The sequence below is a fragment of the Noviherbaspirillum denitrificans genome, assembly GCF_002211445.1.
Taxonomy (GTDB): Bacteria; Pseudomonadota; Gammaproteobacteria; order Burkholderiales; family Burkholderiaceae_D; genus Noviherbaspirillum; species Noviherbaspirillum denitrificans.
Map to the genome: position 1 here is coordinate 1 of NZ_LSTO01000023.1, position 10,055 is coordinate 10,055.

The 10,055-nt window shown below is 61.2% G+C and carries 10 protein-coding genes; 1 reads left to right on the top strand and 9 read right to left on the bottom strand.

All coding sequences use genetic code 11. The annotated features are described in order from the left end of the window. A partial coding sequence (locus AYR66_RS27565) for a phosphate acyltransferase (protein ID WP_272938385.1) occupies window positions 1-1,102 on the top strand: 1,102 nt, incomplete at its 5' end. An 88-nt stretch (window positions 1,103-1,190) separates the two neighbouring features. Here AYR66_RS27565 and AYR66_RS27570 read toward each other — a convergent pair. The 9 genes from AYR66_RS27570 to AYR66_RS27610 form a co-directional block, all read right to left on the bottom strand. After that, on the bottom strand, window positions 1,191-2,861 hold the full coding sequence (locus AYR66_RS27570) for an electron transfer flavoprotein-ubiquinone oxidoreductase (protein WP_088710729.1): 1,671 nt from the start codon (window positions 2,859-2,861) through the stop codon (window positions 1,191-1,193). Between the two features lie 33 nt (window positions 2,862-2,894). Then, complete coding sequence (locus AYR66_RS27575; protein ID WP_088710730.1) at window positions 2,895-3,671, bottom strand: SDR family NAD(P)-dependent oxidoreductase; 777 nt, start codon at window positions 3,669-3,671, stop codon at window positions 2,895-2,897. A gap of 165 nt (window positions 3,672-3,836) precedes the next feature. Further along, window positions 3,837-4,913 carry a porin gene (locus AYR66_RS27580; protein WP_088710731.1) on the bottom strand — a complete coding sequence of 359 codons (1,077 nt, stop codon included), beginning with the start codon at window positions 4,911-4,913 and terminating at the stop codon, window positions 3,837-3,839. 206 nt (window positions 4,914-5,119) lie between these two features. Next, on the bottom strand, window positions 5,120-5,866 hold the full coding sequence (locus tag AYR66_RS27585) for a nitroreductase (protein WP_088710732.1): 747 nt from the start codon (window positions 5,864-5,866) through the stop codon (window positions 5,120-5,122). A gap of 25 nt (window positions 5,867-5,891) precedes the next feature. After that, window positions 5,892-6,833, bottom strand: coding sequence for a branched-chain amino acid ABC transporter permease (locus AYR66_RS27590; RefSeq protein ID WP_088710733.1), 942 nt, complete (start codon window positions 6,831-6,833; stop codon window positions 5,892-5,894). Next, complete coding sequence (locus AYR66_RS27595) at window positions 6,833-7,720, bottom strand: branched-chain amino acid ABC transporter permease (RefSeq protein WP_088710734.1); 888 nt, start codon at window positions 7,718-7,720, stop codon at window positions 6,833-6,835. Before AYR66_RS27595 ends, AYR66_RS27590 begins: the two co-directional genes overlap by 1 nt. Before the next feature lie 64 nt (window positions 7,721-7,784). Next, complete coding sequence (locus tag AYR66_RS27600; RefSeq protein WP_088710735.1) at window positions 7,785-8,492, bottom strand: ABC transporter ATP-binding protein; 708 nt, start codon at window positions 8,490-8,492, stop codon at window positions 7,785-7,787. Beyond that, complete coding sequence (locus AYR66_RS27605) at window positions 8,489-9,304, bottom strand: ABC transporter ATP-binding protein (RefSeq protein WP_088710736.1); 816 nt, start codon at window positions 9,302-9,304, stop codon at window positions 8,489-8,491. The genes AYR66_RS27600 and AYR66_RS27605 overlap by 4 nt, the downstream gene beginning before the upstream one ends. Before the next feature lie 169 nt (window positions 9,305-9,473). Further along, a partial coding sequence (locus AYR66_RS27610) for an acyl-CoA dehydrogenase family protein (RefSeq protein ID WP_272938386.1) occupies window positions 9,474-10,055 on the bottom strand: 582 nt, incomplete at its 5' end.

A 10,055-nucleotide genomic window follows, 5' to 3' on the forward strand; every position in this document is an offset into this window, starting at 1 on the left:
GAAGATCGCGCCGGCGGTTGCGAAAGCCGCCGCCGAATCCGGCGTCGCGACGCGCCCGATCGCCAACCTCGAAGCCTACCGCCAGCAACTGTCCCAGCTGGTCTACCACACCGGCCTGATCATGAAGCCGGTGTTCAGCGCAGCCAAGGCCGCACCCAAGCGCGTCGCCTATGCCGAAGGCGAAGAAGAGCGCGTGCTGCGCGCGGTGCAGACGGTGGTCGACGAAGGCCTCGCCCGGCCGATCCTGATCGGCCGCCCGCACGTCATCGAAATGCGCGTGCAGAAGGCCGGCCTGCGCCTGAAAGCCGGCGTCGACTTCGAGATCGTCAATCCGGAAGAAGACCCGCGCTATCGCAGCTACCACGAGGCCTACCACGTGCTGCGCGGCCGCGACGGCATCACGCCCGACATGGCCAAGACCGCGCTGCGCCGCTCCAACACCCTGATCGGCACGATGCTCGTGCACATGGGCGATGCGGACGCGATGCTGTGCGGCACGGTCGGCCGCTTCGACGCCCACCTCGAGCACGTGCGCGACGTGATCGGCCTGGCGCCTGGGGCGAGCGTGTTCGCGACGATGAATGCGCTGATGCTGGAAAAGTACACGCTGTTCATCACCGATACCTATGTGAACGACGATCCCAGCGCGGAAGACCTGGCGGCCATCACCCAGCTCGCCGCGCAGGAAATACTGCGCTTCGGCCTGCAGCCGAAAGTCGCGCTGCTGTCGCACTCGATGTTCGGCTCCTCCACGCGTCCCTCGGCCCGCAAGATGCGCGCCGCTCGCGACATCCTCGCGCGCGTGGCGCCGCAACTCGAAGTGGAAGGCGAAATCCAGGGCGACGCCGCACTGTCGGAAGAGGTACGCCGCCACTTCCTGCCGCAAGCCACGCTCGCCGGCAGCGCCAACCTGCTCGTGATGCCGACGCTGGATGCAGCCAACATCGCCTTCAACCTGCTCAAGATCACGGGCGGCCACGGCGTGACGGTGGGGCCGATCCTGCTCGGCGCGGCCAAGCCGGTGCACATCCTCAATCCGGCGGCGACGACGCGCCGTATCGTGAACATGACCGCGCTTGCAGTCGCTGATGTGACGGCGTAAGACGAAGAGGGGCAGGCAGGGGAGGTTCCCTGCCTGCCATTTTCAATAGGTAGTTCTGTTTAAGAAAAATCTGGTTTATTGAGAAAAGTTACATATTCGGATAATTCGGTCCGCCGCCACCTTCCGGCGTGACCCAGACAATGTTCTGCGTCGGATCCTTGATGTCGCAGGTCTTGCAGTGCAGGCAGTTTTGCGCATTGATCTGTAGTTGTTCGTCTCCATTGTCCGGCTTGATGAATTCGTATACGCCGGCCGGGCAGTAGCGGGATTCGGGGCCGCCATACTCTACGAGATTGACCGACAGCGGCACACGCGCATCCTTCAAGGTCAAGTGCACGGGCTGGTCTTCGCTATGGTTGGTATTGGAAATAAAGACCGATGAAAGCCGGTCAAAGCTGAGCCTGCCGTCCGGTTTCGGATACGCGATCGGTTGAGACATCGACGCCGGTTTCAGGCATTCATGGTCGGCATGCTGGTGGCGCAGTGTCCACGGCGCCTTGCCACGGAATACGATCTGGTCGATACCAACCATCAGACTTCCGGCATACAACCCCTTGCTCATCCATGGCTTGAAGTTGCGCGCCTTGTGCAACTCCTGATGCAGCCATGACTGCTCGAATGCCTGCCCGTAGGCGGCGGGTTCATCGTTCTGACGATTGGCCTGGAGCGCGCTGAACAAGGCCTCTGCGGCAAGCATCCCGGACTTCATTGCGGCATGACTGCCTTTGATGCGCGACGCATTCAGGAGGCCGGCATCGCAACCGATCAAGGCACCGCCCGGGAAGGTGAGTTTAGGCAGGGATTGCAAGCCGCCCGCAGTAATGGCTCGCGCACCATAGGAAATCCGCTTTCCGCCTTCAAGGAAACGACGGATCTCCGGATGCGTCTTGTAGCGCTGGAATTCCTCGTAGGGCGACAGATAGGGGTTCTGATAGGCGAGTCCGACGACATAGCCGACCGCCACCTGGTTGTTCTCGAGGTGATACAGGAACGACCCGCCGTAGGTATCGCCGTCGAGCGGCCAGCCTGCCGTGTGGATCACCAGACCGGGCTGGTGACGGGCCGGATCGATCTCCCACAGTTCCTTGAGACCGATGGCATAGGTTTGCGGATCCTTGCCCGCATCCAGTGCGAACCTTGCGATGACTTGCTTTCCCAGGTGCCCGCGGGCACCTTCGGCAAACAGCGTGTACTTTGCATGCAGTTCCATACCAAGCTGAAAAGCATCCGTGGCATTCCCGTTGCGGTCGACACCCATGTTGCCGGTAGCAACGCCTTTCACCGACCCGTCCTCGTGATACAGCACTTCCGCTGCTGCGAAGCCCGGAAAGATTTCGACACCGAGCGCTTCGGCTTGCGCGCCGAGCCAGCGCACCACATTGCCGAGGGAAATGACATAGTTGCCATGGTTCTGGAAGCAGCCCGGCAGCAGCCAGTTGGGCGCCTTGGTACTGCCAGTCTCGGTCAGGAACAGGAAGCGGTCTTCGCTGACTTCGGTGGTGAGCGGCGCGCCGCGCTCTTTCCAGTCGGGGAACAATTCGTTCATCGCGATCGGATCCATGACCGCGCCAGACAGGATATGTGCGCCGACCTCGCTGCCTTTTTCCAGCACGCAGACAGACAGTTCCGCGTCCTTGTCGGCAGCAAGCTGCTTCAGCCGAATGGCGGCGGACAGGCCGGCAGGGCCGCCACCGACGATGACTACGTCATATTCCATTACCTCGCGAGGGCCGAATTGTTCCAATAGTGTCTGGTTCATGATGTCTACGCTTGTTGCAAAATTTCCGATTGATTACAGCGACGGCCAGCGTCCGCCGGATACGCGCAGGACCTCGCCGGTGATATAGCTCGCTTCTTCACTGGCGAGGAAGAGGACGGCCTGTGCGATCTCTTCCGGTTTTCCCAGGCGCTTGAGCGCGCAGGCATTGCGAAAGCTGTCCACCACCGCCGTCTCCATGCGCTCCATGACCGATGTTTCGATCAAGCCGGGCGCAACGCAATTGATATTGATTTCCGGCGCCAGCTCCATCGCGAGGCTGCGCGTCAACGCGACGACGGCGGCTTTTGCGGCGGCGTAGTCGCTCTGTCCCTTTTCTCCGGCATACGAAATCGAGCTGAAGTTCACGATCCGGCCGTAACCGCGTTCTCGCATGCCAGGCACGAGGCGGCGCGTCAGCAGCAGTGTCGCGCGCAGGTTCAGGTCCATGGTCTGTTGCCAGCGCTCGTCGTCAATCTCAAGCAGCGACGCATACATCGCCCCGCGCAATCCGCCGACCACGTTGATCAATACATCGATTGGGGGAAGGGAAGTGGCAGCGCCGAGCAGGGCATCGACTTCGCCGGCATCAAGTACATTCGCGCGAAAGCTCTCAAGGTGTGCGGCGGGGTACGCGGCGCGGATACGTTCGACGGTTTCGACGAGCCGGTTTCCTGAAATGTCGGTCAGCAGCAATGCGGCGCCTTCGGCGGCGAAGCGCAGCGCGATGGCCTGGCCCATGGGGCCGCCTGCACCGGTGATCAATGCGCATCGCCCGGCGAGCCGGCCGTGAGAAACCGTATGGGTAGACATCGGGATTCCTTTCAAACGACACTCTGAAAAGCCCAGGCCGATTCATCGGCCCGGGAAAATGGCTGGTAGCACAGCCATGGAGACATCAAGCAAAGTTCAAACCTTGGGCGTGGCGTTGTTCGGAGCGGCAAACAAGCCGACAACGCCACACCTCACCTTTTGCAATCAGAAGGTATGGCGAATACCGAGGTTGAGCGCCTTGTTGCCGGAACCTGGCTCAATCGCGCCGCCGACGGTGTAGCCGGCGCCATTCTTGTTATCGATGCGCGCATAGACGGCATACAGGTCCGTACGCTTCGACAGGCCGTAGAAGTATCCGACTGCGAGCTGATTCGCATCCTGGTTGAATGCTGTCTTGTCATCCTTGCGGATGTACGATGCCATGACGCGATTGGTTCCGAAGGGAACCAGCACGCCGAGCAGAACGTCCCGGCTGTCGGTGCTCGGCCTGGGAGCGACGGCACTGCCATACGGATTGGCAGCGTTGCGCAGCGGTCCGCTGTTGGGACCCTTGTTAACGCCATAGGCAAAGTATGCCTTGGCCATGCCGAAGTCGTAGGTCGCAGCCAGCAGCGTGTTCTTTCCGCTCTCGGTATTCTTCACGGTTGCGGTGTCGTTATTGCGGTTGTGATGACCCAGTCGCACGGTCAATGGGCCTCCGGTATAGTTGACCGCAGCGCCAAGCTGGCGGGTAGCGGAGGTGTCGCCGGCCACTTCGCCGAATCCATATGCCAATTCGCCCGTCAGGCCGCTGAAATTCGGTGTCACGTACTTGAACGTGTTGTCCATGCGGCTGCCGCTGCCGGTCAGAGGCAGGATGTTCGGGGCATTGCCGGCGGAGCCGGTGCCGAACGGGTCGGCGGTGAGTACCGTCATGAACTGCGGGGTGTACTGGCGGCCGAAAGTCGCCGTGCCGAAGCCGCCGGACAGGCCCATATACGCCTGACGTCCGAACAATAATCCGCCCTGGCCGAGCGTGCCCGTGTCCATGTTGAAGCCGTTTTCCAGAAGGAACAGTGCGGACAGGCCGCCGCCAAGGTCTTCGCTACCCTTGAACCCGAGACGCGATCCCGATCCTACGCCACTGGTCAGTTTCTTTACCGATCCGGCGGCACCCCCGCTTTCCGCGACAAACGCGACGTCGGCGACGCCATAAATGCTGACATTCGTCTGCGCAAATGCCGTCCCTGCCATCGCCGTCAATGCCGCCATGGTGGTTGCTGCCATCATCTTCGTTCTCATCTTGTCTCCCTGAAGTGGAATGTTGGTACTGCACTGAATAAGCTGCCGTTCTCGTCTTTGTCACGGCAGCACTTTTCCATGCCCCTCCGCAAAGCGGATCAGGCACAGCTTTTTCCGGGCCCTCTGCCCGTGTGTCTGGACATCCCTGCGCGGCAATGCGCCGGGGCTGATGCGAAATCAGCCCCGGAACTGCCCTGGCACGACGTTCATGCGTCTTCTCCGGCAAGTTGTGGTTCGGATACGCGGGAAGTCGCGTGCTGTTCGTGAAAGACCACGAATTCCTCGAGAGCCGCCCGTTCCGTATCCACGGCGTTTTCCGGCGCGTGGGGATCGGCGTAACCGAGGGACATGCCGCAGACCAGTTGTTCCTGCGGAGCGAATTGGAGGATGTCGCTGATGATGCGGTGGTAATCGTTCCATGCCGCCTGCGCGCAAGTCGCAAGGCCGCGGGCTCTGGCGGCAAGCATCACGCTTTGCAGGAACATGCCGTAGTCAAGCCAGCTACCCTGGCGCATGCGCCGGTCGATGGTGAACATCAGGCCGACGGGAGCGCCGAGGAAGGTAAAGTTTTTCCGGTGCTGCGCGTGCATGCGTTCGCTGTCGCCCTTGCGGATGCCGAGCTGGTTGTACAAGTCCCAACCGACTTTTCTACGCCGTGCCAGGTACGGGTCGAAGAACTCGGAAGGATAGTAGTGATACTCGGACTGGTGGCTGCCATCCGCCGCATCGAACGCCGTGCGGACGGCATCGACCACCTGCCGGCGCACATCGCCGGTGAGCACGTGGACACGCCAGGGCTGGATGTTATTGCCTGATGGTGCGCGCTGCGCCGACTTGAGGATGTCTTCGATCAACGCGGTGTCAACCGGGTCGGGCAGGTAGGCGCGGACCGATCGCCTCGCGTTCATCACGCGGGAAAACGCATCGGCCATCGAGCAGGAATAGGAATTCATCTGTGTTTTCCTCCATGGGCTAACGTTAGCGGACCTTCTCGCCAAGCATCCTGTGATAGAGCGCCACCGCTTCGCCGACGATGCCGCGCCGGAACGCAAGCACACAGACGACGAAGATGATGCCCATGATCACAGTCACCAGCGAGCCAACCTTGTCTGCAAGCAGGTTCTGCAGGGCGACGACAATGGTTGCGCCGAGCACCGGGCCGAGCACCGTGCCGACGCCGCCCAACAGGGTCATGAGGACGACTTCGCCCGAGGTATGCCAGTGCGCGTCGGTCAATGTGACGAAGGAGAACACCAGCGTCTTCGTGGCGCCTGCCAGTCCCGCAATCGCTGCCGACAGGACAAATGCCACCAGCTTGTAACGGGCCACGTCATACCCGAGCGAAGTGGCGCGCGGCTCGTTTTCCCGGATCGCCTTGAGGATCTGCCCGAATGGCGAATGCACGGTGCGGTGAATCAGCCAGAAAGAACCCGCGAACAGGACGACGACGAGGTAATACATGTTGATATCGTTCGCCAGGTCCAGTCCGAGCAAGCTGCCGCGCGGCACGCTTTGCAGTCCGTCCTCGCCCCCTGTAAAAGGCGCTTGCAGGAAGACAAAGAACATCAATTGCGCCAGCGCCAGCGTAATCATCGCGAAATAGATGCCTTGCCTGCGGATGGCGAGCAGGCCAACCAGCCAGCCGAGGATGGCGGCGCTGAGCATGCCCACGGCGATGCCGGCCAGCGCCGGCAGCGCCCACACCTTGACCGCATGGCCCGCTACATAGCCGGCAGTGCCAAGAAAGATCGCGTGGCCAAAGGACAGCAGGCCGGTATAGCCAAGCAGCAGATTGAATGCGCAGGCGAATAACGCGAAGCACAGGACTTTCATCACCAGGACCGGATACAGGAAGGCCGGCGCCACGAGCAGCAGGACGAAAGACACCAGGTAAGCCAGTGTCGATGATTTGAGTTGCATTATTTTTCCCTCCCGAAGATGCCCGCCGGGCGGAACATCAGGACGATGGCCATGACGAGGAATACAACGGTGGCGCTGGCTTCCGGATAGGCGACCTTGGCCAGCCCTTCGACCAGGCCAAGCCCGAGTCCGGTGACGACCGAGCCAAGGATGGAGCCCATTCCACCGATCACGACGACGGCGAACACGACGATGATCATGTTGGAGCCCATCAGCGGCCCGATCTGCGTTGCCGGCGCGGCGAGTACCCCGGCCAGTCCGGCCAGGCCGACGCCGAACCCATAAGTGAGCATGACGATGATCGGCACGTTGATGCCGAACGCCTGTGTCAGTCGCGGATTTTCGGTTGCGGCGCGGAGATAGCCGCCCAGGCGCGTCTTTTCGATCATGAACCAGGTGAACAGGCAGACGGCAATCGAAGCGCCAATCACCCAGGCGCGGTATTTCGGCAGGAACATGAAGCCGAGATTGAGCGCACCTGCAAGTTCGTCCGGGATGGAATACGGTTGGCCGGCCACGCCGTACAGATAGCGGAAGAAGCCCTCGATGATCAGTGCCAGGCCAAATGTCAGCAGCAGGCCGTAGAGATGATCCAGCTGGTACAGCCATTGCAACAGGAGACGCTCGATGACGATGCCGATCAGCGCCACGCACAATGGGGCCAGCAGCAGCGACCACCAGTAGCCGATGCCGAGATACTCCAGCGCCATCCAGGTGAAGAGCGCTCCCATCATGTACAGCACACCATGGGAAAAGTTGATGATGTTGAGCATGCCGAAGATGACGGCAAGACCCAGGCTAAGCAATGCATAGAAAGAGCCGTTGACGAGTCCGAGCACAAGCTGGCTCATCAATGCGGGAAGGGGAACACCGAACAGATCAGTCATGAGGCGACACTCCGTAGGAAATCAGGGCAGGGAAGGCAAGCGGCCGTCGTGAAGTGAAAGTGCGTCATACGCCCAGTACCTCGTTCAGGTAGGCGAGCTTGTCCTTCAGCTCGTGCTGCGCAATCTCGGCGACGATCTGCCCGTGTTCGACGACCAGCATGCGGTCGGCCAGCGGCGCGGCAAAAAGGAAGTTCTGTTCGACCAGGACGATGGTGTAGTCCCTTTGCTTGAGCTGCCGGATGATGTCGGCAAGCTTTTGCACGATGACCGGCGCCAGCCCCTCCGAGATTTCATCGAGCAGCAGCAGCCGTGCGCCGGTCCGGAGAATGCGCGCCATGGCCAGCATCTGCTGTTCGCCGCCGGACAGGCGCGTGCCCTGGCTATGCCGTCGGTCCTTGAGGTTGGGGAACATCTCATACAGTTCCTCGATGCTCATGCCCCCGCTGCCGACCACGGGCGGCAGCAGCAGGTTCTCCTCGCAGCTCAGGCTCGAATAGATCCCGCGCTCCTCCGGGCAGTAGCCCACGCCGAGCTGGGCGATCCGGTGTGGTGGCATGTTGATGACTTCGCGCCCGTTCAGCATGATCGAACCGGTGCGCTTTCCCGTCAGTCCCATCAATGCCCGCAGTGTCGTCGTACGGCCGGCGCCATTTCTACCAAGCAGGCTGATGCATTCGCCGCGGCGGACGGAGAAGTCGATGCCATGCAGGATGTGCGATTCGCCATAGAAGGCGTGCAGGTCCGAGACCCGTAGGTATTCGGTTGCGCTCATGCCGCCGCCTCCACTGGCGACGCGAGTTCCGTGGCATCCGAACCCATGTAGGCTTCGATCACCGCAGGATCGCCGGATACCCTGGCATAGTCGCCCTCCGCGAGGATGGAACCGCGCGCCAGCACGGTAATCGCATCGCAGATGCCCGACACGACTTTCATGTTGTGTTCCACCATCAGGATGGTGCGGTTGGCCGACACTTTCTTGATCAGCTCCATGACACGGTCGACGTCTTCATGCCCCATGCCTTGGGTGGGTTCGTCGAGCAGCATGAGTTCCGGATCGAGGGCGAGGGTCGTGGCGATTTCCAGTGCGCGTTTGCGTCCATACGGCATTTCCACGGTCACCATGGCGGCATAGCGTTCCAGGCCGACCGATTCGAGCAACGCCATTGCCTGGCCGTTAAGCTGGTCGAGCGTCCTTTCGGACTTCCAGAAATGAAAGCTGGTGCCAAGCTTGCGCTGCAGTGCAATGCGAACGTTTTCCAGCACCGTGAGGTGCGGGAATACTGCCGAGATCTGGAATGAGCGCACCACACCCATCCGCGCGATTTTCTGCGGTGGTTCGTGCGTGATGTCCTGGCCGTTGAAGCGGATAGTGCCGCTGCTGGGCGTCAGGAACTTGGTCAGCAGGTTGAAGCAGGTCGTTTTTCCGGCACCGTTCGGACCGATCAATGCATGGATATCGCCCCGCCGGACTTTCAGGTTGACCCCGTTGACCGCAACGAATCCCCGAAACTCCTTGACCAGGTTGGTCGTTTCGAGAATGGTCGTGGATGCGGGCGCCGTCGATGGTTTTATTTCGTTTGACATGTGTCTCCTCCGCAATATGCATGCCGCGCTCAGGCCGGGATCGCGGCGATGCCCGTCTGCGCCCGGACGAGAGTCAGGGCGTGAATAGGGTGTGTGCTGCGCTTGCCGGTTTGATTCGTGATTGTTTCGGTCAAGCGCTCAGGTGCTTTTTGGGCGCCGGCCGCTACGTTCACTGCTTGTGCGCGGCGGCCTTTTGGCGGGCAATAATCATCTTCATGATGTTGGCCGTGCCGTCGCCGATCTGCAGTCCCATCACGTCACGGTAGCGCTGGCCGAATGCATAGTCGCTGCCATAGCCCCCATGTCCATGCGTGAGCAGGCACTGATGAATGATTTCGCATGCCAGCTTGGGCGCCCACCATTTGCACATCGCCGCTTCTGACGTATGCGGGAGATCGTTGTCCTTCAGCCAGAGGGTGCGCAGGCACAGGGCGCGGCAAGCCTCGTACCAGGTTTCGGCTTCGGCCAGCGGAAAGGTCACGCCCTGGAACTCGCCGATCGGCTTGCCGAAGGCTTCGCGTTCATGGATGTACTTCCATGTTTCGTCGAGCGACGCGCGTGCCACCCCCATGCATTGCAGACCGATCAGCGCGCGGCTGTAGTCAAAACCCTGCATGACCTGGATAAAACCCTTGCCTTCCTCGCCAAGCATGTAGCTGGCGGGGATGCGAACGTTGTCGAAGAAGATGGAGCCGCGGCCTACCGGGCGCGTGCCGATGTCGTCGAACGCGGTGCGCGAGATGCCGGGCAA

Bases quoted from the DNA above. Each gene is read 5' to 3' on its own strand.
- AYR66_RS27580 (WP_088710731.1), bottom strand. From the start codon at position 4,913: ATGAGAACGAAGATGATGGCAGCAACCACCATGGCGGCATTGACGGCG.
- AYR66_RS27570 (WP_088710729.1), bottom strand. From the start codon at position 2,861: ATGAACCAGACACTATTGGAACAATTCGGCCCTCGCGAGGTAATGGAA.
- AYR66_RS27600 (WP_088710735.1), bottom strand. From the start codon at position 8,492: ATGAGCGCAACCGAATACCTACGGGTCTCGGACCTGCACGCCTTCTAT.
- AYR66_RS27575 (WP_088710730.1), bottom strand. From the start codon at position 3,671: ATGTCTACCCATACGGTTTCTCACGGCCGGCTCGCCGGGCGATGCGCA.
- AYR66_RS27585 (WP_088710732.1), bottom strand. From the start codon at position 5,866: ATGAATTCCTATTCCTGCTCGATGGCCGATGCGTTTTCCCGCGTGATG.
- AYR66_RS27605 (WP_088710736.1), bottom strand. From the start codon at position 9,304: ATGTCAAACGAAATAAAACCATCGACGGCGCCCGCATCCACGACCATT.
- AYR66_RS27590 (WP_088710733.1), bottom strand. From the start codon at position 6,833: ATGCAACTCAAATCATCGACACTGGCTTACCTGGTGTCTTTCGTCCTG.
- AYR66_RS27595 (WP_088710734.1), bottom strand. From the start codon at position 7,720: ATGACTGATCTGTTCGGTGTTCCCCTTCCCGCATTGATGAGCCAGCTT.